This is a genomic window from Streptomyces lusitanus (genome assembly GCF_042647945.1).
Classification (GTDB): Bacteria; Actinomycetota; Actinomycetes; order Streptomycetales; family Streptomycetaceae; genus Streptomyces; species Streptomyces pseudogriseolus.
Genome location: NZ_JBHRWL010000015.1, coordinates 1 through 26,935 on the forward strand (window position 1 = coordinate 1; position 26,935 = coordinate 26,935).

General features: G+C 73.3%; 20 protein-coding genes and 1 pseudogene. 17 read left to right on the plus strand and 4 right to left on the minus strand.

All coding sequences use genetic code 11. The features are described from left to right. The 5 genes and pseudogenes from ACFOSY_RS20745 to ACFOSY_RS20765 form a co-directional block, all read left to right on the plus strand. A pseudogene (locus ACFOSY_RS20745) lies at positions 1 to 403 on the plus strand (alpha-1,4-glucan--maltose-1-phosphate maltosyltransferase); the annotation flags it as partial. Beyond that, positions 400 to 2,118 (plus strand): maltose alpha-D-glucosyltransferase, encoded by a 1,719-nt coding sequence (treS, locus tag ACFOSY_RS20750; protein ID WP_394309042.1) that lies wholly within the window; start codon positions 400 to 402, stop codon positions 2,116 to 2,118. The pseudogene ACFOSY_RS20745 and the gene treS, both read left to right, overlap by 4 nt. Before the next feature lie 28 nt (positions 2,119 to 2,146). Next, positions 2,147 to 3,505, plus strand: a complete 1,359-nt coding sequence (locus tag ACFOSY_RS20755) for a maltokinase N-terminal cap-like domain-containing protein (protein WP_394309044.1) — start codon at positions 2,147 to 2,149, stop codon at positions 3,503 to 3,505. Positions 3,506 to 3,508: 3 nt separating this feature from the next. Next, positions 3,509 to 5,734 (plus strand): 1,4-alpha-glucan branching enzyme, encoded by a 2,226-nt coding sequence (gene glgB, locus ACFOSY_RS20760; protein WP_394309046.1) that lies wholly within the window; start codon positions 3,509 to 3,511, stop codon positions 5,732 to 5,734. A gap of 129 nt (positions 5,735 to 5,863) precedes the next feature. Then, positions 5,864 to 6,952: a glutamate--cysteine ligase 2 gene (locus ACFOSY_RS20765; RefSeq protein WP_394309048.1), complete on the plus strand. Its 1,089-nt coding sequence runs from the start codon at positions 5,864 to 5,866 to the stop codon at positions 6,950 to 6,952. 166 nt (positions 6,953 to 7,118) lie between these two features. Here the strand turns inward: ACFOSY_RS20765 and ACFOSY_RS20770 are convergent, their stop codons facing one another. Continuing rightward, entirely contained in the window at positions 7,119 to 7,355 is a 237-nt protein-coding gene (locus tag ACFOSY_RS20770) for a DUF6480 family protein (protein WP_394309051.1), read from the minus strand. 128 nt (positions 7,356 to 7,483) lie between these two features. On the opposite strand from ACFOSY_RS20770, the gene ACFOSY_RS20775 reads away from it, so the two are divergent. Both ACFOSY_RS20775 and ACFOSY_RS20780 read left to right on the plus strand, forming a co-directional pair. Further along, positions 7,484 to 9,385, plus strand: coding sequence for an AMP-dependent synthetase/ligase (locus ACFOSY_RS20775; protein ID WP_394309053.1), 1,902 nt, complete (start codon positions 7,484 to 7,486; stop codon positions 9,383 to 9,385). Between the two features lie 146 nt (positions 9,386 to 9,531). Beyond that, complete coding sequence (locus tag ACFOSY_RS20780) at positions 9,532 to 9,966, plus strand: ATP-binding protein (RefSeq protein ID WP_394309055.1); 435 nt, start codon at positions 9,532 to 9,534, stop codon at positions 9,964 to 9,966. A gap of 33 nt (positions 9,967 to 9,999) precedes the next feature. Here the strand turns inward: ACFOSY_RS20780 and ACFOSY_RS20785 are convergent, their stop codons facing one another. After that, on the minus strand, positions 10,000 to 10,371 hold the full coding sequence (locus ACFOSY_RS20785; RefSeq protein ID WP_394309057.1) for a PRC-barrel domain containing protein: 372 nt from the start codon (positions 10,369 to 10,371) through the stop codon (positions 10,000 to 10,002). A gap of 353 nt (positions 10,372 to 10,724) precedes the next feature. Between ACFOSY_RS20785 and ACFOSY_RS20790 the strand changes: the two genes are divergently transcribed. The 10 genes from ACFOSY_RS20790 to ACFOSY_RS20835 all read left to right on the plus strand — a co-directional run bounded on the left by ACFOSY_RS20790 (position 10,725) and on the right by ACFOSY_RS20835 (position 26,069). Further along, positions 10,725 to 14,729 carry a HAMP domain-containing protein gene (locus ACFOSY_RS20790; RefSeq protein ID WP_394309059.1) on the plus strand — a complete coding sequence of 1,335 codons (4,005 nt, stop codon included), beginning with the start codon at positions 10,725 to 10,727 and terminating at the stop codon, positions 14,727 to 14,729. Next, the gene (locus tag ACFOSY_RS20795) at positions 14,726 to 17,140 is read left to right on the plus strand and encodes a SpoIIE family protein phosphatase (RefSeq protein ID WP_394309061.1); all 2,415 of its coding nucleotides are present in this window, start codon (positions 14,726 to 14,728) and stop codon (positions 17,138 to 17,140) included. Before ACFOSY_RS20790 ends, ACFOSY_RS20795 begins: the two co-directional genes overlap by 4 nt. A 102-nt stretch (positions 17,141 to 17,242) precedes the next feature. After that, a complete protein-coding gene (locus ACFOSY_RS20800; protein WP_394309063.1) occupies positions 17,243 to 17,635 on the plus strand; it encodes an STAS domain-containing protein in 393 nt (130 codons plus the stop codon). A gap of 68 nt (positions 17,636 to 17,703) precedes the next feature. Continuing rightward, positions 17,704 to 18,603, plus strand: coding sequence for an STAS domain-containing protein (locus ACFOSY_RS20805; protein ID WP_394309065.1), 900 nt, complete (start codon positions 17,704 to 17,706; stop codon positions 18,601 to 18,603). Further along, complete coding sequence (locus ACFOSY_RS20810; RefSeq protein WP_394309067.1) at positions 18,600 to 19,013, plus strand: STAS domain-containing protein; 414 nt, start codon at positions 18,600 to 18,602, stop codon at positions 19,011 to 19,013. The genes ACFOSY_RS20805 and ACFOSY_RS20810 overlap by 4 nt, the downstream gene beginning before the upstream one ends. Further along, positions 19,013 to 19,456, plus strand: a complete 444-nt coding sequence (locus ACFOSY_RS20815; RefSeq protein ID WP_394309069.1) for an anti-sigma regulatory factor — start codon at positions 19,013 to 19,015, stop codon at positions 19,454 to 19,456. The genes ACFOSY_RS20810 and ACFOSY_RS20815 overlap by 1 nt, the downstream gene beginning before the upstream one ends. Beyond that, positions 19,456 to 20,523 carry a SpoIIE family protein phosphatase gene (locus ACFOSY_RS20820; protein WP_394309071.1) on the plus strand — a complete coding sequence of 356 codons (1,068 nt, stop codon included), beginning with the start codon at positions 19,456 to 19,458 and terminating at the stop codon, positions 20,521 to 20,523. Before ACFOSY_RS20815 ends, ACFOSY_RS20820 begins: the two co-directional genes overlap by 1 nt. After that, positions 20,520 to 22,259, plus strand: coding sequence for a PP2C family protein-serine/threonine phosphatase (locus tag ACFOSY_RS20825; RefSeq protein ID WP_394309074.1), 1,740 nt, complete (start codon positions 20,520 to 20,522; stop codon positions 22,257 to 22,259). The genes ACFOSY_RS20820 and ACFOSY_RS20825 overlap by 4 nt, the downstream gene beginning before the upstream one ends. Positions 22,260 to 22,402: 143 nt before the next feature. Continuing rightward, entirely contained in the window at positions 22,403 to 23,776 is a 1,374-nt protein-coding gene (locus ACFOSY_RS20830; RefSeq protein ID WP_394309076.1) for an NAD(P)/FAD-dependent oxidoreductase, read from the plus strand. 61 nt (positions 23,777 to 23,837) lie between these two features. Then, the gene (locus tag ACFOSY_RS20835; protein ID WP_394309078.1) at positions 23,838 to 26,069 is read left to right on the plus strand and encodes an FUSC family protein; all 2,232 of its coding nucleotides are present in this window, start codon (positions 23,838 to 23,840) and stop codon (positions 26,067 to 26,069) included. Positions 26,070 to 26,228: 159 nt separating this feature from the next. On the opposite strand, the gene ACFOSY_RS20840 is transcribed toward ACFOSY_RS20835, so the two are convergent. Both ACFOSY_RS20840 and ACFOSY_RS20845 read right to left on the minus strand, forming a co-directional pair. Then, complete coding sequence (locus ACFOSY_RS20840) at positions 26,229 to 26,657, minus strand: hypothetical protein (protein ID WP_394309080.1); 429 nt, start codon at positions 26,655 to 26,657, stop codon at positions 26,229 to 26,231. Positions 26,658 to 26,685: 28 nt separating this feature from the next. Continuing rightward, positions 26,686 to 26,928 carry a DUF5133 domain-containing protein gene (locus ACFOSY_RS20845; protein ID WP_394309082.1) on the minus strand — a complete coding sequence of 81 codons (243 nt, stop codon included), beginning with the start codon at positions 26,926 to 26,928 and terminating at the stop codon, positions 26,686 to 26,688. Positions 26,929 to 26,935 lie beyond the last annotated feature (7 nt).

Below are 26,935 nucleotides of genomic sequence, written 5' to 3' on the forward strand. Positions count from 1 at the left end.
CGCCGCCGCACGCGAGGGACGCACCATCGCCCCCCTCATCACCCGCCTCAACACCATCCGGCGGGACCACCCCGCGCTGCGTCTGCTGCGCAACCTCCGCTTCCACCGCACCGACAACGACTCCGTCCTGGCGTACAGCAAGCGCAGGGGCTCCGACGTCGTGCTCGTGGTCGTCAACCTCGACCCCCATCACGTCCAGGAGGCGACGGTCTCGCTGGACATGCCGCACCTCGGCCTGAACCAGGACGAGACGGTGCCGGTGCACGACGAGCTCACCGGCGAGACCTACCACTGGGGCAGCACCAACTACGTGCGGCTGGAGCCGGGGCGGGCTCCCGCGCATGTCCTGCACGTCCAGCGACCGCCCGCCGCACAGCGAAACGGAGGGCCAGGAACGCCATGACCGTGAACGAGCCAGTGCCGGACACGTTCGAGGACACGCCGGTCAGGGAGCGGGACCCGGAGTGGTTCAAGCGCGCCGTCTTCTACGAGGTCCTCGTCCGCTCCTTCCAGGACAGCAACGGGGACGGCATCGGCGACCTGAAGGGCCTGACCTCCAAGCTGGACTATCTGCAATGGCTGGGCGTGGACTGTCTGTGGCTGCCGCCGTTCTTCAAGTCGCCGCTGCGCGACGGCGGTTACGACGTCGCCGACTACACGGGCGTGCTGCCCGAGTTCGGTGACCTCGCCGACTTCGTGGAGTTCGTCGACGCCGCGCACCACCGCGGCATGCGCGTGATCATCGACTTCGTCATGAACCACACCAGCGACCAGCACCCGTGGTTCGAGGAGTCCCGCAAAAACCCGGACGGCCCCTACGGCGACTTCTACGTCTGGGCCGACGACGACACCGGCTACCCGGACGCGCGCATCATCTTCGTCGACACCGAGGCGTCCAACTGGACCTACGACCCGGTGCGCAAGCAGTACTACTTCCACCGGTTCTTCTCCCACCAGCCGGACCTCAACTACGAGAACCCGCGCGTGCAGGAGGAGATCCTCGCCGCCCTGCGCTTCTGGCTCGACCTGGGCATCGACGGGTTCCGGCTGGACGCCGTCCCCTATCTGTACGCGGCCGAGGGGACGAACTGCGAGAACCTGCCGGCGACGCACGCGTTCCTCAAGCGGGTCCGCAAGGAGATCGACACCCAGTACCCCGACACCGTGCTCCTCGCCGAGGCCAACCAGTGGCCCGAGGACGTCGTCGACTACTTCGGCGACTACAGCGCCGGCGGCGACGAATGCCACATGGCCTTCCACTTCCCGGTCATGCCCCGCATCTTCATGGCCGTGCGAAGGGAGTCCCGCTACCCCGTCTCGGAGATCCTGGCCAAGACCCCGGCCATCCCCTCCGGCTGCCAGTGGGGCATCTTCCTGCGCAACCACGACGAGCTGACCCTGGAGATGGTCACCGACGAGGAACGCGACTACATGTGGGCCGAGTACGCCAAGGACCCCCGCATGCGCGCCAACATCGGCATCCGCCGCCGCCTCGCCCCCCTCCTCGACAACGACCGCAACCAGATCGAACTCTTCACGGCCCTGCTGCTGTCCCTGCCCGGGTCGCCGATCATCTACTACGGCGACGAGATCGGCATGGGCGACAACATCTGGCTCGGCGACCGCGACGCCGTCCGCACCCCCATGCAGTGGACGCCGGACCGCAACGCCGGCTTCTCCTCCTCCGACCCCGGCCGCCTCTACCTCCCCACGATCATGGACCCGGTCTACGGCTACCAGGTCACCAATGTCGAAGCCTCCATGGCCTCGCCGTCGTCGCTGCTCCACTGGACCCGGCGCATGATCGAGATCCGCAAGCAGAACCCGGCGTTCGGCCTCGGCTCCTACACCGAACTGCCCTCCTCCAACCCCGCCGTCCTCGCCTTCCTCCGCGAATACGAGGACGACCTCGTCCTCTGCGTCAACAACTTCTCCCGCTTCTCCCAGCCCACCGAGCTCGACCTGCGCGAGTTCGACGGCCGGCATCCGGTGGAGCTGTTCGGCGGGGTGCGCTTCCCGGCCATCGGCGAACTGCCGTACCTGCTGACCCTCGGGGGCCACGGCTTCTACTGGTTCCGGCTCACCCGAGTCGCATCCCGCATCGGCCGACGACTGTGAGCGTGTGCCGGCGAGAGGAGGCGTCACGATGACGAAGACCGCATTCCTGCGCCCGCGGAGCGCGCCCGCCGAGTCGCTGGAGTCGCTCGCCGGGCTGCTGCGCGAGTGGCTGCCGCTCCAGCGCTGGTTCGCGGGCAAGGACCGTCCCGTCACCGATCTCGGCGTGCTGTCCACGACCGAGCTGTTCCCGGGCTGTCTGCACGTGCTGGTGCACGCCGCGCACGGCGGCGTGCCGGCCCCCGGGGGCACCACCCCCGCCGGCGACTGCTACCAGCTGCTGCTCGGGGTGCGCGAGCGGCCCTCGCCCCGGCTGGGCAAGGCGCTCATCGGCACTGTGCGGGACGGCCTGCTGGCCGGGCTGACGGTCTACGACGCCCTCCAGGACCCGCGCGCCGCCCAGCTGCTGCTGGAGCGGCTGCGCCGGCCGGGCACCGCGGGCCCGCTGCACTTCGAGGGCGACCCGGCCCACGAGGTCCCCGCGGGTCTCGTGCCGCGGCTGCTGAACGCCGAGCAGTCCAACTCCTCGCTGGTGTACGGCGACGAGTACATCCTGAAGGTCTTCCGGCGCATCCAGCCCGGCGTCAACCCCGACCTGGAGGTGCCCGGGGCGCTGGCCCGGCAGGGCTGCCACCGGGTGCCCGCGCCGGTGGCCTGGCTGCGCACCACGCACCCGTTCAAGGCGACGCTGGGGGTGCTCCAGCCGTATCTGCGCAACGCCGCCGACGGCTGGACGCTGGCCCTCGACGCGCTCGCCTCGGGGGACGACTTCACCGCGCAGGCGCACGCCCTCGGCCGCGCCACGGCGGACGTGCACCTGGCGCTGTCCTCCGCGTTCCCCGTCGGCGCGCCCGGCGAGAACGGGCAGACGGCGGCGGCGATGACCGAGCGGCTGACCGCCGCCGCGCACGCCGTGCCCGCGCTCCAGCCGTACGTGCCGGGGCTGCGCGGCGCCTTCGCCGCGCTCGCCACCTGCGACGCCGGGCCGCCCGCCCAGCGCATCCACGGCGACCTGCACCTCGGCCAGGTGCTGCGGGCGGGACGCGAGTGGTTCGTGATCGACTTCGAGGGCGAGCCGTCCCGGCCGCTCTCCGAACGGCGCAGCGCCCACTCCCCCGTGCGGGACATCGCCGGGATGCTGCGCTCCTTCGACTATGCCGCCCGGCAGCGCCGCCCCTGGCGTCCGGAGTGGGCGCGGCGCTGCCGCGAGGCCTACTGCGCGGGCTACGCGGCCCGCGCCGGCTGGGATCCGCGCAAGAAGCACGGCCTGCTCCGCGCCTACGAGACGGACCGGGCCGTGTACGAGGTGCTGTACGAGGCACGGCACCGACCCGACTGGCTGCCCGTACCGATGGCGGCGATCGAGCGCCTCGCCGTGAGAGGAGACTGAGCCGTGGCCCTGCACGAGACCCCGCTGCCCGGACCGGGCGGGCCCGCCCCGTCCGCCCCCGCGACCGGGACGCCCGCCCCCGCCCTCGACCCGCACGACCGGGGGCGCCTGCTGGCGGGCGCCCACCACGATCCGCACGCCTTGCTGGGCGCCCACCCGGTGCCCGGCGGCATCGCGTTCCGGGCGCTGCGCCCCTTCGCCCGCGAGGTGAGCGTGGTCGTCGACGGCCGGCGCACCCCGCTCGTGTCGGAGGGCGACGGGCTGTTCTCCGCCGTGCTGCCGCTGGACGCGATTCCCTCGTACACGCTCACGGTGGTGTACGGGGACGAGGAGCCGGCCGAGACGCACGACCCGTACCGGTTCCTGCCCGCGCTCGGCGACTTCGACCTGCACCTGATCGGCGAGGGCCGGCACGAGGAGCTGTGGACGGCGCTCGGCGCGCATCCCATGACCCACCAGGGCGTGGCCGGCACGCGCTTCACCGTGTGGGCGCCCAACGCGCTCGGGGTGCGGGTGGCCGCGGACTTCACGTACTGGGACGGCACCGCGTTCCCGATGCGCTCGCTGGGTTCGTCCGGGGTGTGGGAGCTGTTCCTGCCGGGCGTCGGCGAGGGCACCCGCTACAAGTTCGAGATCCACTCGCGGCACGGCCACCGGTTCCTCAAGGCGGACCCGATGGCCCGCCGCACCGAGGCGCCGCCGAACACGGCGTCGGTGGTCACCGCCTCGCACCACGAGTGGGGCGACGCGGAGTGGATGGCGCGGCGCGGGGACACGCCGGTGCACGAGGCGCCGTTCTCGGTGTACGAGGTGCATCTGCCGTCCTGGCGGCCGGGGCTCACCTACCGCGAGCTCGCCGAGGTGCTGCCCGCGTACGTGACGGACATGGGCTTCACCCACGTCGAGCTGATGCCGGTCGCCGAGCACCCGTACGGGCCGTCCTGGGGCTACCAGGTCACCGGCTTCTACGCGCCCACGGCCCGGCTGGGCACCCCGGACGACTTCAAGTACCTGGTGGACGCCCTGCACCGGGCCGGCATCGGCGTGATCATGGACTGGGTGCCCGCGCACTTCCCGCGCGACGACTGGGCGCTGGCCCGCTTCGACGGGGAGCCGCTGTACGAGCCCGGTGACTCGCGGCGCGCCGACCACCCCGACTGGGGGACGTACACCTTCGACTACGCCCGCACGGAGGTGCGCAACTTCCTGGTCGCGAACGCCGTGTACTGGTGCCAGGAGTTCCACATCGACGGGCTGCGGGTGGACGCGGTCGCCTCCATGCTCTACCTCGACTACTCGCGTGAGGACGGCGGCTGGGAGCCCAACGCGTACGGCGGCCGGGAGGACCTGGCGGCCATGGCGTTCCTCCAGGAGATGAACGCCACCGTGTACCGGCGCTGCCCCGGCGTGGTGACCATCGCCGAGGAGTCCACGGCGTGGGGCGGGGTGACCCGGCCCACCGACACCGGCGGGCTCGGGTTCGGGCTGAAGTGGAACATGGGCTGGATGCACGACTCGCTGGAGTACGTCGCGCACGAGCCGGTGCACCGCAAGTATCACCACCACGAGATGACCTTCGCGATGGTGTACGCGTACAGCGAGAACTACGTGCTGCCGATCTCGCACGACGAGGTGGTGCACGGCAAGCAGGCGCTGGTGTCGAAGATGCCCGGCGACTGGTGGCAGCGGCGGGCCAACGTCCGCGCCTACCTCGGCTTCATGTGGGCCCACCCCGGCAAGCAACTGCTGTTCATGGGGCAGGAGTTCGCGCAGGGCGCGGAGTGGTCCGAGAAGGCGGGTCCCGAGTGGTGGCTGCTGGACGAGGGCTACCACTCGGCGGGCGACCACCGCGGGGTGCAGGACCTGGTGCGCGACCTCAACGCGCACTACCGGCGGCTTCCGTCGCTGTGGCAGCGCGACACCGACCCGTCCGGCTTCCGCTGGGTGGCGGTGGACGCCGCCGACGACAACGTCTTCGCGTTCCTGCGCCACGACGCGGAGGGCCGGCCGCTGCTGGCGGTGTCGAACTTCTCTCCCGTGGTCCGGCACGACTACCGGCTCGCCGTCGGCGACGACGTGGTCGCCTGGGAGGAGATCCTCAACACCGACGCCGCCCGCTACGGCGGCGGCGACGTCGTGAACCCGGACCCGGTCAAGCCCGAGGACGGGCACGTCCGGCTCACCCTTCCCCCGCTCGCGACGCTCTGGCTGGCGCCCATGCCGCTGTGAGGCCGCGCCCCGGCGCCCGGCAGCCCCCGGCCGACGACGACAGGTGTCCCGCGCCCCGCGCGGGGCATGCGGGTCGTACGGCCGAGGGCTGCTCGGCGTCGACGCGGCAGGCAGAAGGGCGAGCATCAGGTGCGCACCGTGGGAGTGGAGGAGGAACTCCTCCTGGTCGATCCGGAGACGGGCGAATCGCGGGCGATGTCCGCGGCGGTGCTCGCCCGTGCCGAGCGGGAGGACGCCGGGCAGGACGTCTTCGAGAAGGAACTGCACGAGCAGATGGTGGAGTTCGCCACCCACCCGCAGTCCTCCATGGAGCGCCTGCTCGCGGAGATAGCCCGCTGCCGCAAGGAGGCCGCGGGCCACGCCGAGGAGATCGGCTGCACGGTCGCCGCGCTCGCCACGTCGCCGCTGCCGGTCAGCCCGGCGGTCGGCGTCAACGAGCGGTACCGGTGGATGGAGGAGCAGTACGGCATCGCCACGCGTGAGCAGCTCGTCCTGGGCTGCCATGTGCATGTGTCGGTGGAGTCCGACGAGGAGGGCGTCGCCGTCCTGGACCGGCTGCGGCCGTGGCTGTCGGTGCTGACCGCGCTGAGCGCGAACTCGCCGTTCTGGCAGGGCAAGGACTCCGGGTACGCCAGCTACCGCAGCCGGGTGTGGCAGCGGTGGCCGTCGGCGGGGCCGACCGAGCTGTTCGGGTCGCCGGAGCGGTACCACCGGCGGGTGGCGGACATGGTGGCGACCGGCGTGATCCTCGACGAGGGGATGATCTACTTCGACGCCCGGCTGTCCCAGCGGTACCCCACGGTGGAGGTACGGGTTTCGGACGTCGCGCTGCACGCGGAGACGGCGGGGCTGGTGGCCACGCTGACGCGGGCGCTGGTGGAGACGGCGGCGCGGGAGTGGCGGGAGGGCCGGGAGCCGCTCGACCCGGGCGTGTCCCTGCTGCGGCTGGCCGCCTGGCAGGCGGCCCGCTCCGGCCTCACCGGCGAGCTGCTGCACCCGGAGACGATGCGGAGGATGCCCGCCGAGGCGGTCGTCCGTGCGCTGCTGGACCACACGGCGGACGCCCTCGCCGACCACGGCGACCTGGACCGCGCCCGTGAGGGGTGCGGGCGGCTGCTGCGCGACGGGAACGGGGCGATGATCCAGCGCGCGCTGCTGGAGCGGACGGACAGTCTGCGTGACGTGGTCACGGAGTGCGTCCGGCATACGCAGGCGTGAGCGGCCCGGCACTCGGGGGCTCCGCCCCCGGACCCCCGTTCGCGCAGTTCCCCGCGCCCCCGATAGGCGCATTCCGCCCAGCGCCCCGAAGGGGCGCGGGGAACTGCGCGATCAACCCCCACGCATCCGCACGGCCTGCCGCCGGGCAAGCCCTCGCGACCGCAGGTCAGATGAGCAGGATGATCGCGTAGACCAGGAAGAACGCCGCGATGAAGGCGACCAGGAGCAGGATCGCGGTCAGCGGGCCCTTGGCCCAGCCCTTGGCCGGGTTGTGGGACAGCTCGTAAGGGCCCGCCTCGGGCATGCTGCTCTCCGCGGGCGGGGTCTCGCCCGGGGGGACGCCGCCGCCCGCCTCGAGGCCGGTGGTGCGGTCCGGATCGGGATCGGGATTGACGTAGCTCATGGCAGCCGGGTCCCCCGAAAGCGGCCAGTTCATCAGTGCGGACACACTTGACGTGATCCCGGCCCAGGGGTCCCCCGGCTGGACTACATTCATGCACCGCCACCCCCCGTCACCGTGAGGAGCAGTGCATGCGCGACCTCGCTCTCGCTCCGCCGTCCGCCTCGCCCCTGACCTGCGGCCTCGCCGACAGCCTGTTCGCGAGGGCGGCCGAGAGCCCGACCATGCCGGTGCTGGCCCGCCGTACCGGTCCCGGGTCCGCCACCTGGGAGGAGGTCAGCGCCGTCGAGTTCCGCGACGAGGTGGTCGATCTGGCCAAGGGGCTGATCGCGTCCGGCATATCGCCGGGCAGCCGCGTCGCGATCATGGCGCGCACGCGTTACGAGTGGACCGTCCTGTGCCACGCGCTGTGGACGGTGGGCGCCGAGGTCGTGCCGATCTACCCCACCTCCTCGCGGGAGCAGGTCGAGTGGATCCTGCGCGACTCCGGCTGTGTGGCCGTGCTGGTCGAGGACGAGCAGAGCGTGATGACCGTGGGCTCGGTGTGTGCGCAGCTGCCCCGGCTGCGGCACGTGTGGCAGCTGGACGCGGGCGCGCTGGACCAGCTGGTCGCGCGCGGCGAGGCCATCCCGGCGGCCACGGTCGACTCGATGCGGCGGATCGTGCTGCCGGACTCCACGGCCGTGGTGGCGTACACCTCCGGCACCTCGGGGCACGCGATGGGCTGCGCCCTCAGCCACCGCGGGCTGGCGTTCATCTGCGACACGCTGCTGGCGGGCTGGGGCCATGTCGCGGCGCCGCCCGGCGAGCAGGGGTCGGTGCTGGCGTTCCTGCCGTTCTCGCACGTGTACGGGCTGATGATCCAGAGCCTGTGCATCCGGGGCGGCCTGCTGATGGGGCACGAGCCGGATCTCGGCGCGGACGCGCTGTCCACGTCGCTGCGCTCCTTCCGCCCCACCTATCTGTACGCGGTGCCGTCCCTGCTGGAGAAGATCTACAAGAACTTCCTGCGCGCCTCGCAGCTGTCGGGGCGCGGGGCGCTGTTCGAGCGGGCCGCCGAGACCGCGCGGCACTTCGCGGCGGCGACGGAGCGGCAGCGGCTCGGACGCGGCTCCGGCCCCGGCTTCGACCTGCGGATGCAGCACGCCCTGTACGAGCGGACCGTCTACCGCAAGCTGCGGGCGACGCTCGGCGGCCGGGTGCTGCGGGCCACCTCGGGCGGCTCGCCGCTCTCCCGCGACCTGTCCCTCTTCTACGAGGGCATCGGCATCTACGTGCACGACGGGTACGGCCTCACCGAGACCAGCGGCGGCGTGACCATGCAGCCGTACGGCCGGGAGAAGTCGGGGACCGTCGGGCAGCCGCTGCCGGGCACCGCGGTCAAGGTGGCCGAGGACGGGGAGATCCTGGTGCGCGGCCCTTCGGTGTTCCAGGGGTACCTCGGCGACCCGGCCGCGACCCGGGCCGCCCTGCGGGACGGCTGGCTGGCCACCGGCGACCTGGGCCGGCTGGACGGCGAGGGCTACCTCACGATCACCGGCCGCAAGAAGGACATCATCATCACCAGCAGCGGCAAGAGCGTGGCGCCCGCCGCGCTGGAGCAGCGCCTTCGGATGCATCCGCTGGTCCACCAGGCGGTGGTGGTGGGCGACAACCGGCCGTGCGTGGGCGCCCTGATCACGCTGGACCCGGACTTCCTGGCGGACTGGCGGGCGGCGCTGTCGCTCCAGGGCGACGCCCCGGCCCGCGAGGCGCGGGAGGAGAACGCGCTGCGGGAGGAGATCGGGCGGGCGGTCGCCGCGGCGAACAGCAGCGTGTCCCGTTCGGAGTCGATCCGGGTGTTCCGGGTGCTGCCGGAGCCGTTCGACGTGTCCAACGGGCTGCTGACGCCGTCGATGAAGCTGCGGCGGGACGAGATCGTGCGCCGCTACGCGCTGGAGATCGACGCCATGTACCAGTCCCGCACCCGCCCGGCGCGTCCCCCGGCGCCGGACGACGCGTCGGTGTGGGACGAGGACAACGTGTTCCGCTGATCATGCGCGCGACGGGGTGCGGGGTTTGTCACCCCGTACCGTCGGGCAGGCGGGCGCGTAGGCTCCGCCCGCACGGGAACCCACAGATCGGGGAACGCAACAGCATCGACGACCGCCCCGGTCGAGACCGGGGCCTGGAAGGCGACATGGCACCCGAGTCGCGTAGGGACAGGACACTGGCCGGCGAGGAGATCACGAGCCGCATCGCCAGCTTCCCGGGGGAGCTGCACGATGTGACGGACGCACGTCTGGTCGCGGAGGAATTCCTCTTCGACCTGGCCCGCGCGTCGGCGCCGTCGGCGCCGGAGCACTGGGACGACATACTCCTGGTGGTCACGGAACTGGCCGCCAACGCGGTGCAGTACGCCCCCGGGCCGTTCGAGCTGCGGCTGCGCCGCACGTTCGACGGGGTGCATGTCGTGATGCACGACACCAGCGCCACCGAGCCGGCCCCGCGCCCGTTCCATCCGCACAGCGGCGGGGGCGGCATCGGATGGCATCTGATCCACACGCTCTGCGACCAGGTGAGCGTCGTGACCCACGAGGACGGCAAGGACATCCACGTCTTCCTGCCGTGGTGAGCGCGCCGTCGGCGGGGCGGGCGTGCCCCGCGCTCATCCGGCGGGCCGCTCCTCGCGGGGCAGCTCGCTGTAGTAGTGGCCGACGGCGGTGAGATAGACGCGGTCCATGGTCTCGCTGTCGGTGCGGAAGCGCGGCGCGGCCTTCAGCTCGGCCCTGGTGCAGGACACCGTCAGCTTCCGCTCGGCGGTGTCGACGGAGGTGATCACCCCGACGGGCACCAGGAGGCTGCGGCCGAAGACCCACACGCCGGTGTCCACGACGAGATGCGGCATGCCGTGGTGCACGGCCTGGCGGTCGACGTGGCCGGCGGTGCCGTCGCTCGCGACGACGGTGAACCCCGTGAGGTCCGCCCCGCGGACGTGCTCCAGGGCCGGCGTGTACGACCAGATGCTGTCGGTGGGCACTGCTTCCGGCCTCCCCGTAGAACGACTGCTCCCCATCAACTGCTCCCCCTGCCCTGCCGGGGGGTCCGGACTCGCCCCCCTCCACCCGAGCAGATACCCCTCGGGCGGGCACACATTCGAACGGCGGCCGTCGAAAGCGGCCAACCTGGCGGGGGTGCGGTGAAATCGCATCAGGTACCCCGCATACGGCGGAACATGCCTGCCGGAACCAGTGATTCTCCACCGGCCCGGAAAGCCGCGGTCTGCTTTGTCGCGCGCCCGCGAGGTGGGTTAAATTGCGGCGTATTTCTCGCCGCGCGACTCCGCCTGATCTGCGGAAATGCGCTCTGAATGGGGCCGGAACGAGGGTGCGCATGACCAGCAGAAGCACCGAGGGGACCGACACGGTGCCGGGGGACAGGGAGCTGAGGCAGCTCCTCGCGGGGCTGACGGCCGTACGGGACGGGGACTTCGGGACCCGGCTGCCCGGCGACGCCGACGGACTCATGGGGGACATCGCCAAGGTCTTCAACGGGATGGTGGACCAGCTGTCGCTGTTCACCTCCGAAGTGACCCGCGTCGCCCGCGAGGTGGGCACGGAGGGGACGCTCGGCGGTCAGGCGCAGGTGCCGGGGGTCTCGGGCACCTGGGCGGACCTCACCGACTCGGTGAACGCCATGGCGGGCAACCTCACGGCGCAGGTCCGCAACGTCGCCCAGGTGACGACGGCGGTGGCCAAGGGCGACCTGTCGCAGAAGATCACCGTCGACGCCCGCGGCGAGATCCTCGAACTCAAGAACACCATCAACACGATGGTCGACCAGCTCTCCGCCTTCGCCGACGAGGTCACCCGCGTCGCCCGCGAGGTCGGCACCGAAGGACGCCTCGGCGGACAGGCGGACGTGCAGGGGGTCAAGGGCACCTGGCGCGATCTGACCGACTCGGTGAACTTCATGGCCGGCAACCTCACCGGCCAGGTGCGCAACATCGCCCTGGTGGCGACGGCGGTGGCCAAGGGCGACCTGTCGCAGAAGATCACCGTCGACGCCCGCGGCGAGATCCTCGAACTCAAGAACACCATCAACACGATGGTCGACCAGCTCTCCGCCTTCGCCGACGAGGTCACCCGCGTCGCCCGCGAGGTCGGCACCGAGGGACGCCTCGGCGGGCAGGCCCAGGTGCGGGGGGTGTCGGGCACCTGGAAGGACCTCACCGACAACGTCAACGTGATGGCGTCCAACCTGACCGGGCAGGTGCGCTCCATCGCCCAGGTCGCCTCCGCGGTGGGCCGGGGCGACCTGTCGCAGCGGATCCGGGTGGAGGCGGCCGGCGAGGTCGCGGCGCTCGCGGACGTGATCAACACGATGGTGGACACCCTGTCCGCGTTCGCCGACGAGGTCACCCGCGTGGCCCGCGAGGTCGGCACCGAGGGACGCCTCGGCGGGCAGGCGCACGTACCCGGTGTCGCCGGCACCTGGAAGGACCTCACCGACAACGTCAATTCCATGGCCAACAACCTCACTGGCCAGGTGCGCAACATCGCGCTGGTGACGACCGCCGTGGCCCTGGGCGACCTGTCGAAGAAGATCGACGTCGACGCGCGCGGCGAGATCCTGGAGCTGAAGACGACCATCAACACGATGGTCGACCAGCTCTCCGCCTTCGCCCAGGAGGTCACCCGCGTCGCCCGCGAGGTCGGCACCGAGGGCCGCCTCGGCGGGCAGGCGGAGGTCGAGGGCGTCTCCGGCACCTGGAAGCGGCTCACCGAGAACGTCAACGAGCTGGCCGGGAACCTCACCCGGCAGGTCCGCGCGATCGCCGAGGTGACCAGCGCGGTCGCCGAGGGCGACCTGACCCGCTCGGTGAACGTGGAGGCGTCCGGCGAGGTCGCCGAGCTCAAGGACAACATCAACGCGATGGTGGAGTCCCTGCGCGAGACCACCCGGGCCAACCAGGAGCAGGACTGGCTCAAGACCAACCTGGCCCGGGTGTCCGGGCTGATGCAGGGTCACCGCGACCTGCCCGTGGTCGCCGAGCTGATCATGGACGAGCTGGTGCCGCTGGTGTCCGCCCAGTACGGCGCCTTCTACCTCGCCGACGACGGCGAGGACGGCCCCGAGCTGCGTCTCGTCGGCTCCTACGGCTACCCCGACGACAGCGGGCGGCCGGCGCGCATCCTCTTCGGCAGGACGCTCGTCGGGCAGGCCGCGCGCAGCCGGCGCACCATCGTCGTGGACCAGCTGCCGGCCGACTACGTGACCATCTCCTCCGGGCTCGGCCAGGTGGTGCCGACCGCCCTGGTGCTGCTGCCGATCGTGGTCGAGGGCCAGGTGCTCGGCGTGATCGAGCTGGCGTCGGTGACGCCGTTCACCCAGATCCACCAGGACTTCCTCACGCAGCTGATGGAGACCATCGGCGTCAACGTCAACACCATCGTGGCGAACGCCCGCACCGACGAGCTGCTGGTGGAGTCGCAGCGGCTCACCGCCGAACTCCAGGAGCGGTCCGCGGAGTTGCAGACCCAGCAGGAGGAACTCCAGCGGTCCAACGCCGAGCTGGAGGACAAGGCGGCGCTGCTGGCCGCGCAGAACCGGGACATCGAGGCGAAGAACCTCCAGATCGAGCAGGCCCGGCAGGAACTCGAGGCGCGGGCGCAGCAGTTGTCGCTCGCCTCGAAGTACAAGTCGGAGTTCCTGGCGAACATGAGCCACGAGCTGCGCACCCCGCTCAACAGCCTGCTGATCCTGGCCCAGTTGCTCGCCCAGAACCCCTCGCGCAACCTCTCCCCCAAGCAGGTGGAGTACGCGCAGATCATCCACTCGGCGGGCTCGGACCTGCTCCAGCTGATCAACGACATCCTCGACCTGTCGAAGGTCGAGGCGGGGAAGATGGACGTCAGCCCCGAACGGGTGGAGCTGCGCCGCCTCGTCGAGTACGTCGAGGCCACCTTCCGGCCGATGACCATGCAGAAGAGCCTGGACTTCACGGTCACCACCCTGCCGGGCGCGCCCGCGGACCTGCTCACCGACGACTCAAGGCTGCGCCAGGTGCTGCGCAACCTGCTGTCCAACGCGGTGAAGTTCACCGAGCGCGGCCAGGTGGAGCTGCGGATCGAGCCGGCCCCGGACGACGAGGTGCCCGAGGGGGTGCTGCGGGGCGGTCCCGTGGTGGCCTTCCGGGTACGGGACACCGGCGTGGGCATTCCGGAGCAGCACCTGGAGTCGATCTTCGGCGCGTTCCAGCAGGCCGACGGCACCACCAGCCGCAAGTACGGCGGCACGGGCCTGGGGCTGTCCATCACCCGGGAGATCGCGCACCTGCTGGGCGGCGCGGTCACCGTGGACAGCGTCGCCGGCCAGGGTTCGACGTTCACGCTGTTCCTGCCGGTGGCCCGGCCCGACTTCGAGCAGCAGCTGCGGCCCGCGCCCGCCGTGGAGGGCGAGCCGGCCGGGCAGGAGCTGCCGGAGGCCGCGTCCCACCGGACGCCCGCGATCGAGGCGGCGCCCGCCCCGCAGGGGCAGCGCCCCCGCCGGCTGCTGGTGGTGGAGGAGCGGCCCCGGGGGCTGCTCACCCTGGTCGCGGAGAGCGTGGTGCAGGACGTCGCGCACACGGGCGGCGGCTCCCGTCCCTCGGTCGACATCATCACCGCCGTCGGCGCGCAGGAGGCGGCCGGCGCGCTGGCCGCCGACCCCTGCCACTGCGTGGTGCTGGAGCTGGGCATGGCGGAGGCGGAGGTGGCCCGCTTCCTGGAGGCGCTGCGCGGGGACTCCGCCCTGGCGAGCGTGCCCGTGCTGGTGCACAGCGGGCACCGCGCCGACGCCGCGACGGAGGCGAGCCTGCGCGACCGCGCCTCGGGCACGGCGCTGGAGTTCCTGTCCAGCCTGGACGAGCTGCGGGAGCGGATCGCGCTGCACCTGTCGGCGGAGGAGCCCGGCGACGTGCTGTCGCTGGTGCGCCCGGATGAGGGGCAGCGGAGCGCGCCGGAGACCCTGGTGGACGGCTCGTTCGCGGGCCGGACCGTGCTGGTCGTCGACGACGACGCGCGCAACCTCTTCGCGCTCAGCGGCATCCTGGAGCTGCACGGATTCCGGGTGCTGCACGCCGAGGACGGCCGCAAGGGCATCGAGAGACTGGTGGACCACCCGGAGGTGGCGCTGGTCCTGATGGACGTGATGATGCCCGAGCTGGACGGGTACGCCGCCACGACCGAGATCCGGTCGATGCCGCGGTACGCGGACCTGCCGATCATCGCGGTCACCGCGAAGGCGATGCCCGGGGACCGGGAGAAGAGCCTCGCGTCGGGCGCCAGCGACTACGTCACCAAGCCGGTGGACAGCCGTGAGCTGATCGCCTGCGTGCGCCGCTGGCTGCCGGCATGAGCGTGCAGGAGCACACGGGCGATCCGGCGCCCGAGGAGACGCAGCCGCGGCCTGCCGCGGCGGGTCCGGCCGGGGTGGCCGCCGACTCCCCCGTGGGCCGGCTGGCGGCGACGGTGGACCGGCTGAGCCGTGAGGTGCGCGCCGCGCAGGCGGAGGCCGAGGGGCGGGCGCTGATCGAGCTCGCCAAGGGCATCCTGGTGGAGCGCCTCGGCTGCGGTCCGGCGCAGGCGGCGCGGCAGCTCGCCGAGCTGACCGAGCAGGCCGGGACGACGCAGCTGGAGTTCGCCGTCGAGGTGATCAACCAGGCCGCCCGGGACCGGATGTCCGAGGTGACGCACGCCTTCCTGGCCGCCACCCGGGCGGCCGGCGAGGCGGAGGGCGACCCGGCGGCCGTACGGCTGCGGGCGGCGGAGAGCGGTGCGCTCGCCGCCGACGACACGCAGGCGGTGGCCGGGTCGCTGCTCGAGCAGGCGCTGCGTCCGCTGGGCGCGGTGGCCGTGGCGATCTGGGCGGCCGGCGCCGACGGGTCGCTGACGCTGGCCGGCAGCGCGGGCTTCTCTCCCGCGGAGGCGGCGCGCTGGTACTACGTGCCGCCGGACGTGGCGACGGTCGCGCGGTGCGGTCTGGCCGAGCGCGAGGGGCTGTGGATCGGGTCGCTGTCGGAGCGGGGGCTGCCCAGCGTGGGCCGGCACCACCACCCCGACGGCGGCCGGGCGGCGGTGCCCGCCGGCACCGGCGGGCGGGTGTACGGCGTGCTGGAGATCGTCTGGCCGGCGCCGCTGCCCCCGCAGCCGCCGCAGATCGTGCGGCAGGTGGAGGCGCTGGCGGAGCTGTGCGCGCACACCCTGGAGACCTACGAGGCGCCCGACGGCCCCGCCCGGCCGGAGCGGGCGCTGCCGGACGCCGCCGAGCTGATGGACCTGGCCGACGGGCTGTACGACCCGGCCCTGGTGCTCGTGCCGCACCTGGACGCGTCGGGGAACCTGCTCGACTTCCGCATCCAGCACGTCAACAGCCGCTTCCTGGACCCGGCGGGCCGGCCGCGCGGCATGGTGAGCGGGGCGCTGTTGCTGGAGGCGTACCCGATGGCCGCCGGGCAGAGCGAGCTGTTCCAGCGGATCGAGCGGGTCCACGCCACGGGTGAGCCCTTCCGGGCCCGGCGCATGCATCTGACCGCGCTGGTCGACCAGGTGCCGCTGTCGGCGGTCGCGGACATCAGCGTCAGCCGGCACGGCGCGGGCATCCTGTTCATCTGGCGGATCGAGGACGAGACGGCCCGGCTGGCGAGCCTGCTCCAGCACGCGCAGCGGCTCGGCAGGATCGGCGGGTTCGAGGAGAACCTGCTCACCGGGGAGATCACCTGGAACGGCCAGCTGTTCGACCTGTACGGGCGCGCGGAGACCAGCACGCCCGTGCCGCTGGAGGAGCTGCCGGCGCACGCCCACCCGGACGACGCGGTCGCCATCGGGCGTTTCCTGCGGACGCTGCTGCACCACCGGCGCCCGGCCTCCGCCGCCTTCCGGCTCCAGCGGCCCGACGGGGTGACCCGGCACATCCGGGTGGTCGCCGAGCCGGTGCTGGACACCGACGGCCGGCTGCTCACCGTGCGGGGCGCCTACCAGGACGTCTCGGCGCAGCACTGGACCGAGGTGGCGCTGGCGGCGACCCGCGACCAGCTGGCCCACACCGAGCAGCACGCCAGCGAGCGGGACCGGCTGGCGCTCCAGCTCCAGCGCGCGATCATGCCGCCCACGCAGGGTCCGCTGCAGATGCCCGGCCTGGACGTGGCCGTGCGCTACCGGCCCGCCGAGGCGGAGCAGCTCGTCGGCGGCGACTGGTACGACGCGGTGGTGCTGCCGTCGCGTCTGGTGCTGCTGTGCGTGGGCGACGTCGCCGGACACGGCATCGAGGCGGCGACCAGCATGGTGGTGCTGCGCAACGCGCTGCGCGGGCTCGCCGTCACCGGCGCGGGGCCGGGGCAGCTGCTGTCGTGGCTGAACATGGTGGTGCACCATCTGACCGGCGGAGTCACGGCCACCGCCGTGTGCGCTCTGTACGACCCGGACACCCGCACCCTGCGGTGGGCGCGGGCGGGTCATCTGCCGCCGGTGCTGGTGCGCGGCTCCGAGGCGGCCCCGCTGCCCCCGGTGCGCGGTCTGCTGCTGGGCGCCGTCCCCGAGGCGCGCTACGAGGAGGGGGAGGTGCAGCTCGCCGCGGAGGACAACCTGCTGATGTACACGGACGGGCTGATCGAGCGCCGGGACCGCTCGGTGGAGGAGTCGCTGGCGCATCTCCTGACCACCGCGGCGACGGTGCCGGGCACGCTCGACCAGCGGCTCGACCGGCTGCTCACGTACAGCAGGTCGGACACCGACGACGACACCTGCATCGTGGGGGTCAGGGTGGGATAGGTCACCCGGACGGCCGATCTGGAGCACGCAGGCATGAGGAGGCGATCGGGGGGTACGCGCGGCTGCGCGACGTAGGACTTGATCACCTTGTTGGAGGTACTCGTGCCCATTGCCCAGGACCCGTTGTCCGTCGAGGTGACACTTCCTCGTGAGGACGTGGCCCTCGTCACCGTCGAGGGCTACTTGGACGTCGACACGGCGACCGAGTTCCAGCACCATCTGGCGAACCAGCTGCACCACGGACGCCGGCACTTCCTGCTGGACCTGTCGGCGGTCCCGTTCATGGACTCCTCCGGCATGAACATCATCCTGCGCGTCTACCAGGAGGCGCGGGAGCTGCCGGGGAGCGTGCACATCATCTCCCCCACCCCCGCGGTGCGCCGGATCCTCGATCTGACCGGCGTCAGCATCACCGTGCCCGTGTCCGAGAGCGTCGACGAGGCGCTGGAGCGTGTCGACCGGCCTCAGGCGGCCCCGACCGAGCCCGAGGCCTGAGCGGCACCGCCCCGCCCGGTCCCGTCCTGGGTCCGGGCGCTTGTGACGACGAGGAGGAGAGCAGACAGGTGCCGGAGCACGAAGCGGACACCACCCACGTGAGCCCCGCCCGGGAGGTCGGGGACTTCCTGCGGCGGCGACGCGAGCAGGTCGCCCAGCGCTGGGCCGACGAGCCCCTGTTCCGTACGGTGTTCACCGTCTCGCGCGACGAGGCGGTGGACGCGGGCCGGGTGATCGTGGACGCGCTGGCCCAGGTGGCCGACGCGCAGCGGATCGAGGACCCGGACGCCGCGGGGTTCACCGGGGTCAGGGAGCAGCTCGCCCGGATGGGCGCGGCCCGCTCCCGCGCGGGGCTGTCCACCACCCAGGTCTCCAGCGAGCTGGCCGCGCTGCTGCCGCCGGTGGAGAACCTCCTGGTGGCCGATCTGGAACAGGAGGATGCCGAGCGGCGGCGGGAGTGCGCGACCGCGCTGAGCGTGCTGATGGGCACGCTGCGGCTGGTCACCATGCAGACCGCGCTGAGCGAGAACCAGGCCCTGATCGACCGGCAGCGGCTCCAGCTGCTCGAGGTGGCGACACCGGTGATCAAGCTCTGGGACGGGATCGTGGCGGTCCCGCTGATCGGGACGCTGGACAGCGCCCGCAGCCAGGTGGTGATGGAGACGCTGCTGAACGCGGTCGTCGACCAGCACGCCCGGTTCGCGATCCTCGACATCACCGGGGTGCCGACGGTCGACTCGCTGGTCGCGCAGCATCTGATGAAGACGGTCGCCGCCGCCCGGCTGATGGGCGCCGAGTGCGTCGTCTCCGGCATCCGCCCGGCGATCGCGCAGACCATCGTCCACCTCGGCCTCGACCTGGGCACGGTCAAGACCCGCGCGAGCCTCGCCGACGCGCTCGGGTACTGCCTGCACGAGCTGGGCGCGAACATCGTGAACGCCCCGGCAGAGGGTGCGGTCCGGCGGTGAGCGAGCACTCCGCCCGCCCGGTCGCGGGCCATGTGCCGGTGCTGCGGCTCGGGGACGTGCTGCTGGTCACCCTTCAGGGGGACCTGCACGACGGCATGGCGTCCCAGCTCCAGCAGGACCTGGCCGAGACGATCGCCGCGAGCCGGGTCACCGGGGTGGTGATCGACATCTCCGGGGTGGAGATCGTCGACTCCTTCCTCGGCCGGGTGCTGGCCGAGACCGCGGCGCAGACCGAGCTGCTGGCCGCGCGGACCGTGGTGGCGGGCATGCGGCCGGCGGTCGCCATCACGCTGGTGGAGCTGGGTTTGACGTTCCCTGAGCTGCGTACGGCGCTCACCACCGAGGCGGCGCTGGAACTGCTGGCGCAGCCGATCGTGGCGCGCAGACCCGGCGGCGAGGGGAGACCGTGATGGACATGGCCGCGGACGTCGACGCGCGGCTGCCCATCCGGTCGGACCTGGACCTCGCCTGGGTGCGTCAGCACGTGCGGCAGGCCGCCACCCGGGTCGGTTTCGGTCTGGTGGACCAGACGAAGCTGGTGACGGCCGCGAGCGAGCTGGCCCGCAACACGCTGGTGCACGGCGGGGGCGGCGTGCTGGAGACGGCACGCGTCACGGCGGCCGACGGCACGGCCGGGCTGCGGCTGACCTTCTCCGACGAGGGCCCCGGGATCCCGGATCTGGAGCGGGCCCTCAGCGACGGCTACACCTCCGGCGACGGACTGGGCATGGGGCTGGGCGGGTCGCGGCGTCTGGTGCACGACTTCGAGGTGGACAGCACCCCGGGGTCGGGCACCGTCGTACGGGTCACCTCCTGGGTGACCCGGCCGGTCGGGCCGCGCGGGGGTCTGTGATGCCGCGCGTGTGGCACGTGCCGGTGCACGACGCGACCCGGGTGCGCGACGTGCGGGTGGCGGCGGAGGACGCCGCGGCCCGGGCCGGTCTTGACGAGCAGCGCCGGGCAGCGTGCGCGCTGGTGGCCACCGAGCTGGCGACCAATCTGCTCAGACACGCGAAGGCGGGCGAGGTGGTCGTCGACGTCGTCGATCCCGCCGTGCTGCCCGAGGGGCGGCCGGCGCGGGCCGTGCAGATCACCGCCCTGGACCACGGGCCGGGCATCGCCGACGTGGCCGGCGCGTTCCAGGACGGCTTCAGCACCGGCGGTTCGCTCGGGGCGGGGCTGGGGACGTGCCGGCGGATCGCCGACGCGTTCGGCCTGCACAGCGTGCCCGGCCGCGGCACCGTCGCGGTGGCCCGGATCGGGCCCGCCACGGCCGCACCGGTCCCCGAGGAGGGCCCGGTGCGGTCGCCCGGCGTGCACGCGGGCGGCGTCAACGTGCCGTTCGCGGGCGCCGAGTGGTCGGGGGACGCGTGGGCGTGGGTGCGGTCCGGCGACCGGGTGACGCTGATGCTGGCGGACGGTCTCGGTCACGGCGCCGAGGCCGCCCGCGCCTCCGACGCCGCCGTCGAGGAGCTGCGCCACTGCGCCCGGCTGCCGCCCGCCGAGCTGCTCCAGCGGCTGCACACCGCGCTGTCCGGGACCCGCGGCGCGGCGGTCGCCGCGGCCCAGCTCGACACCTGGACCGGACGGCTGCGCTTCGCGGGCATCGGCAACGTGACCGCGCGGCTGCGGGACGGCGGGCGCTGGCGGACGCTGCTGTCCCGGCCCGGGATCGTCGGCGCGCACCGGCCCCGCACGGTCCGCGAGGACGAGACCGACTGGACCGGGGAGAGCCTGCTGATCCTGCACACGGACGGGCTGTCGTCCCGCTGGACGCCGCCCGCGGACACCGGCGTGCCCCCGGCCGACCCGGCCGTGACGGCCGCCGTGGCGGTCCGTGACGCGGGCAGCGCGGCGCGCCCGGTGCGGGACGACACCGCCGTGGCCGTGCTCGCCAACGCCCCGGAGGCTTCCCCATGACGCGCGCCTGGCGCATCACGACCGTCACCGACGCGGCCCGCGCCCGGATCGCCGTGGCGCGGCTCGCCGCCGCGTGCGGTGTGCCCACCGTGGCCCGGACCCGGCTGGCCACCGCCCTGAGCGGGCAGCTGCGGCAGTGCCTCACCAAGGGCGGCACGTGGCTGCTCACCGTGGAAGGCGGCGAGGACGGCGGGGGCGTCGAGGGCGCGGACGACTGTCCCGGCGAGCTGCACGTGGTGGTCGTTCCGGCCCCGGACGGCGCCGCCGGGGAGCGCACCCCGTGGACGACGGCCGTGCCCTGCCCCGAGCCGGGCCGGCTGTCCGGCCCGTGCCCGGTGCCGGAGGACGCGGCCGCGCTGTCCGAGGGGCTGCTCGGCGCAGACGAGGACACCTCGGTGGTGCTGGAGGAGCTGGCCGAGCAGGAGGGTCTGGTCGCGTTCCACCGGGAGGAGCTGCACCAGACCAACCAGGGCGTCCTGGCGCTGCACGCGGAGCTGGACGCGGCGGGCAGGGCGCAGCGGGAGGCGTTCGCGGCGGAGCGCCGGGCGCGTACCGAGGCGGAGAACGCGCGGCGGCGGCTGACGTTCCTCGCGGACGCCAGCGCGGCGCTGACCGCGTCGCTGAACCACGACGAGATCCTGCGCCGGCTGCCGGAGCTGCTGGTGCCGCGGTACGCCGACGGTGTCGACGTCTGGCTGTTCGACCACGAGGACGGCCGGCCGCCGCCCGTCACCCACCCGGGCGCGGCGGTGCAGGCGGCCCGCACCGGGCGCCCGCAGTACGCCGCCGACCATCCCGGCGATCTGCCCGGCGTGGAGGACCGGCCGCCGTCGGCGCTGGCCCCCGACCGGCCGCTGCTGTGCGTGCCGCTGCTGACGCCGCGCCGTGCGCCGCTGGGCGTGCTGACGCTGTCGCCGCAGGGCGAGCGGTGGGACCCGGACGACGCGGTGATGCTGATCGAGCTCGCCCGGCGGGCCGGGATCGCCCTGGACAACGCCCGCCGCTTCGAGCACAACCGGGACATCGCGGAGACGCTGCAGCGCGCCCTGCTGACGGAGCTGCCGTCGGCCCCGGGCGTGGGGCTGGCCGCGCGCTACCTGCCGGCCACGCACGGGCTGAACATCGGCGGCGACTGGTACGACGCGTTCCTTCAGCGGGACGGCAGCCTGGTCACCGTCATCGGCGACGTGACCGGGCACGGGCTGCACGCCGCGGTGATGATGAGCCAGCTGCGCACCGCGCTGCGCGCCTACGCCGTGGACGGTGACAGCCCCGGGCGGCTGCTGACCCGGCTGCACGGCTATCTGCGCCATCTTCAGCCGGACCTGTTCGCGACGGCCGTCATCGCCCGCTTCCACCCGGACGACCGCACCCTCACCTGGGCCGCTGCGGGGCATCCGCCGCCGGTGCTGCGGCTGCCGGACGGCGGGATCCGCACGCTGGACGCCAAGCCGGGCGCGATGCTGGGCATCCCGCTGAGCCAGGACATCGCCGACCACACCGAGCGGCTGACGCCCGGCTCGACGCTGGCCCTCTACACCGACGGCCTGGTGGAGCGGCGCTCCCGGGGCATCGACCCGGGCATCGAGCGCCTCGGCACGGGGCTGGCCTCGTTCGAGCGGGCGGAGCTGGACGCGGACCTGGAGGACGCGGCGGACCGGGTCCTCCAGCCCCTGCTGAGCGACTCCGAGCGCGACGACGACGTGTGTCTGCTGCTCTGTCACCTGCGGGGCTGAGTCCCCGGCAAGGGCCGGTGCGGTCCCCCGCGCCGACGATTCCCGGTGCGGTCCGGGGCCGGGGCGGGCATCGTGGAGCTGAACACGGGCACGCGTCTTAGGCATCGACGTTCGAGGCGGACCGCCTGAAGCCGCACGAAGGGATGGACACCGTGACACGACCCAGGATCCTCGTGGTGGGCGCCGGTTTCGCCGGTGTGGAGTGCGTGCGGCGGCTGGAGCGCAGGCTCACTCCGGGCGAGGCGGAGCTGACGCTGGTGACGCCGATGTCCTACCAGCTGTATCTGCCGCTGCTCCCCCAGGTCGCCTCCGGGGTGCTGACCCCCCAGTCGATCGCGATCTCCCTGCGCCGCAGCGAGAAGTACCGGACCCGGATCATCCCGGGCGGCGCGATCGGCGTGGACCTGCGGGCCAAGGTGTGCGTCGTGCGGACCGTCGCCGGGGAGATCGTCGACGAGCCGTACGACTACATCGTGCTGGCGCCCGGAAGCGTCACCCGCACCTTCGACATCCCGGGCCTGACCGACCACGCCTTCGGGCTGAAGTCGCTGGCCGAGGCGGCCTATCTGCGCGACCACGTGATCTCCCAGCTGGACCTGGCCGACGCCTGCACCGACCCGGCGGAGCGCGCCTCGCGGCTGCAGTTCGTGGTGGTCGGCGGCGGCTACGCGGGCACCGAGACCGCGGCCTGCCTCCAGCGGCTGACGCACGCCGCCGTCAGGCGCTACCCGCGGCTGGACCCGGGCCTGATCAAGTGGCATCTGATCGACATCGCGCCCAAGCTCATGCCCGAGCTGGGCGAGAAGCTGGGCCGCAGCGCGCACGAGATCCTCACCCGGCGCGGCATCGAGATCTCGCTGGGCGTGTCCATCGCCAAGGCCGGCGCGGAGGAGGTCACCTTCACGGACGGCCGGGTGGTGCCCACGCGCACGCTGATCTGGACCGCCGGGGTGGTGGCCAGCCCGCTCATCGGCACGCTCGACGCGGAGACCGTACGCGGCCGGCTCGCCGTGAACGCGGACATGCGGCTGCCGGGCCACGACGGGGTGTTCGCGCTCGGCGACTCGGCCGCGGTGCCGGACCTGGCCAAGGGCGACGACGCGGTGTGCCCGCCGACCGCGCAGCACGCGCTGCGGCAGGGCCGGCACGTGGCGGAGAACGTCATCGCCGCGCTGCGGGGCCGGCCGACCCGCCCGTACGTGCACCACGACCTGGGGCTCGTGGTGGACCTCGGCGGCACGGACGCGGTGTCCAAGCCGCTGGGCTACGAACTGCACGGCCTGCCCGCCCAGGCGGTGGCCCGCGGCTACCACTGGTCCGCGCTGCGCACCGGTGTGGCCAAGACCCGCGTGATGACCAACTGGCTGCTGAACGCGGTGGCCGGCGACGACTTCGTCCGCACCGGATTCCAGGCGCACCGGCCGGGCAACCTGCGCGACTTCGAGTACCTGGACGCCTATCTGACACCGGACCAGGTGCGGGCGCACGTCGCGGAAGCGGGCCGGGCGGCTCGGTGACCCGGCGCACGGGGGCCGGGACGGCGGACGGAGCGGTGACGACGGGGGAGCGTGCGCGGGCGTGAGGGCGGCGGGACGCCGGTCGGGCACACGGCTGCGCGACCATCTGGCGGCGTCCGACCCCGGGCTGCTGCGGCTGACGGCGGGGCTGCGCACGGTGGGGGCCATCGCGCTGACCCTGGCCGTGCTCGCCCCGGCCGGGGCGGACGTCAACCATCTGGTGGCGGGCGCGATGACGTCGATGGCCGCCACCTTCGCCATCCGGGAGCGGCGGCGCGGCGCGCAGGCGGTCACGCTGGCGCTGGGCCTGCCGGTGGCGCTGGCGTCGGTGTCGCTGGGCGCGCTGCTGAGCGAACGGGTGGTGCTGGGCGACGTCTTCTCGATCGCCCTGGTCTTCTGCGCGGTGTACGGCCGCCGGTTCGGCGACCGCGGGACGACGCTGGGCCTGATCGGCTTCCAGCTGTACTTCGTGTCCCTGTTCGTGGGCGCGACGCCCGGACAGCTCCCCGCGCTGTGGGTGGTCCTGTCGGTCGGGTTCGCGTGCAGCGCCCTGGTGCGGTTCGCCGTCGTGCCGGTGACGCCGGCCGGGCTGATGGCGCGGCTGCGGCAGGCGTTCCGGGTGCGGCTGGCGCGGCTGGTGTCCGCGCACATCGCGCTGCTGGACGCGGGGCCCGACGAGGCCGACAAGGCGCTGGAGGACGTACGCGAGCGCACGGCCCGGCTGCACGAGACGGCGCTGATGATCCAGAGCCGGCTGGAGGAGGGGACGCCCGACGAGCCGACCGCGCGGCTGGTGCAGCGGCGCGTCGCCGACGCGGAGATCGCCGCCGAGCGGCTCGGACTGCTGCTGCTGTCCGCCCGCAGCGCGCAGCGGGCGGACACCCTGACCCTGCATCTGCCGGGCGCGCCCGCCCCGGAGGTGGGCCGGCTGCCCGGTCCCGAGGAGGCGGCCGTGCTGCTGCGCCGCGACCTGCGGGCGCTGCGCGCGCTGGTGCTGCGGACCGGGACGGCGGGCGCGGGCGTGGCCCAGATGCGCAACCGTCTGCTGGGCTACCGCGACGAGGAGAACCTGCCGGCCGCCTCCGCGCCGGTTCGGGACGTGTTCCGGGGCATCGGCGAGGCGGCCCGCGCGGTGATGGGGCTGCGGATCGCCCTGGACGGCCCGCAGGACGAGTCGGACGACAGTCCCGCGACGGCCAGGTCCCGGGAGGAGCTGGACGCCGAGGACGCCGCGATCGACGCCGAGGAGGCGGAGGAGGCCGAGGAAGCGAAGGGCTTGCAGCGGCCCACCACGCGGGCCGCCGTGCAGGTGTCGGTCGGCTCGACGCTGGCCATCGTCGGCGGCGAGCTGCTGTCCACGGACCGCTGGTACTGGGCGGTGCTGACCTGCTGGATCGTCTTCATCAACACCGCGTCCACCGGGGAGATCCTGGTCAAGGGCTACCGGCGGCTGCTGGGCACGGTGTTCGGCGTGGTCGCCGGGATCCTGCTGGCCGGGCTGGTCGGCGGGCACACGCTGCTGGCGTTCGCGCTGGTCCTGGTGCTGATCTTCGCCATGTTCTACACGGCGCCGCTGTCGTACACGCTGATGTCGTTCTTCGTCACGGCGATGCTGGGGCTGCTGTACACCCTGCTGCACACCTACAGCTGGGAGGTGCTGGTGCTGCGGGTGGAGGAGACGGCGCTGGGCGCGGTGTGCGGGGTGGCGGCGGCGGCGCTGGTGCTGCCGGTGCGGACGGACCGGCGCACCAACGACCTGCTGGTGACCGTCCTGGAGCGGCTGTCGGACGTCACGGACGCGGCCGTGGCGCAGCTCAGCGGCGGCCCCGCGGACGAGCTGCTGGACAAGGCGCGGGAGCTGGACCAGGCGCTGGGCGACCTGCGCTCGGCCACGAAGCCGCTGACGCACCCGGTCACCCCGCTGCGCGCCCGGCGCACCACCGCGCGGTACGTGGTGGCGCTGCTGGAGACCTGCGCGTACCACGCGCGCTCGCTGGCGGCGACGGCGGAGCTGCTGCCGACCCACCCGTCGATCGCGGCGGACCCCCGGCTGCGGGGCGCGGCGGGCCGCACGGTACGCAACATCCGCACGATCGCCGCCCGCGTCGCCGACGACGAGGTCACGGACCCCGTGGACACGGGCCCGAGCATCGCGTCCCTCCTGGCCGACGACGACGCGTCACGCTACGGCCGCATCACCGGCCGCGTCCTGCGCCATCTGGAACGCCTGGACGAGGCGGTGGTGGGGTTGGCGCGGCCGCTGGACGTCCCGGTGAAGACACCCGAGCCCTGAAAATCGCGCCTATGAGCGCGGGACGTGCCGTAGGGGGGCGGGTGCGGCGGCGTGGGGGTTGTTCGCGCAGTTCCCCGCGCCCCTGGGCGGCCGGCGTACGCGCGCCGGGGCCCCGGTCCGTGGATCCGGGGCCCCGGCGGTGAGGGGGAGGGGCGTGGCTCAGAAGTCGGTGGGGAGGCCGCTGGCCTCCGCGATGCCCCGCAGCTCCTCGTTCTGGCGCTGGCGGTCGCGGATGATGCCGGCGATCTCTCCCAGCCGGGAGGGATCCGCGGCGGTCTCCGCGTCGGTGACCACCCGCACCGGGCCGGTGTCGTCGACGTCGAGCTCGACCACCTCGTTGTCCAGGCGGCCGGTGACCGCCGTGGCGATGACCAGGGCGGCCTCGTCGCGGACCTCCTGGGGCAGTTCCTCGTCCCCGCCGTCCAGTGCCAGGTCGAGGCCCGACAGGCGGTGCTCGTCGATGGCCTCGAGGACCGGCTCCACCAGACGGAGCAGAAGCCGGTAGTCCTCGGTGTCCATCCGCACCCGCAGCAGGTCGAGATAGACGTCCACGGGGCGGTCCTCCGGGCTGAACTCGGATTCGCTCATGAGCCTCGGGTTCCCTTCCTGCGTCGGGTCACACGGCGGCCGGTGCGGCCCCCGCGGCGGCGGTGTCGCGTCCGTCGGTGTCACGTCCGTCCGGCACCAGCCAGGCGCGTGCCGTGGCGAGCGCCGTGCCCACGTCCCGGGTACCGGTCGACACGCACAGGGTGTAGGCCAGATCGGCGATCCGCGACTCGGCGGCGGTCGCCGGGGCCGCCGTGAGGGTCTCGTACTCCTCGACGAGGCGGCGCAGCTCGGTGGGGTGGGGCTTCAGCATGGGACTC

Bases quoted from the DNA above. Each gene is read 5' to 3' on its own strand.
- treS (WP_394309042.1), top strand. From the start codon at position 400: ATGACCGTGAACGAGCCAGTGCCGGACACGTTCGAGGACACGCCGGTC.
- ACFOSY_RS20755 (WP_394309044.1), top strand. From the start codon at position 2,147: ATGACGAAGACCGCATTCCTGCGCCCGCGGAGCGCGCCCGCCGAGTCG.
- ACFOSY_RS20770 (WP_394309051.1), bottom strand. From the start codon at position 7,355: ATGAGCTACGTCAATCCCGATCCCGATCCGGACCGCACCACCGGCCTC.
- ACFOSY_RS20775 (WP_394309053.1), top strand. From the start codon at position 7,484: ATGCGCGACCTCGCTCTCGCTCCGCCGTCCGCCTCGCCCCTGACCTGC.
- ACFOSY_RS20780 (WP_394309055.1), top strand. From the start codon at position 9,532: ATGGCACCCGAGTCGCGTAGGGACAGGACACTGGCCGGCGAGGAGATC.
- ACFOSY_RS20790 (WP_394309059.1), top strand. From the start codon at position 10,725: ATGACCAGCAGAAGCACCGAGGGGACCGACACGGTGCCGGGGGACAGG.
- ACFOSY_RS20795 (WP_394309061.1), top strand. From the start codon at position 14,726: ATGAGCGTGCAGGAGCACACGGGCGATCCGGCGCCCGAGGAGACGCAG.
- ACFOSY_RS20815 (WP_394309069.1), top strand. From the start codon at position 19,013: ATGGACATGGCCGCGGACGTCGACGCGCGGCTGCCCATCCGGTCGGAC.
- ACFOSY_RS20820 (WP_394309071.1), top strand. From the start codon at position 19,456: ATGCCGCGCGTGTGGCACGTGCCGGTGCACGACGCGACCCGGGTGCGC.
- ACFOSY_RS20825 (WP_394309074.1), top strand. From the start codon at position 20,520: ATGACGCGCGCCTGGCGCATCACGACCGTCACCGACGCGGCCCGCGCC.
- ACFOSY_RS20830 (WP_394309076.1), top strand. From the start codon at position 22,403: ATGGACACCGTGACACGACCCAGGATCCTCGTGGTGGGCGCCGGTTTC.
- ACFOSY_RS20840 (WP_394309080.1), bottom strand. From the start codon at position 26,657: ATGAGCGAATCCGAGTTCAGCCCGGAGGACCGCCCCGTGGACGTCTAT.
- ACFOSY_RS20845 (WP_394309082.1), bottom strand. From the start codon at position 26,928: ATGCTGAAGCCCCACCCCACCGAGCTGCGCCGCCTCGTCGAGGAGTAC.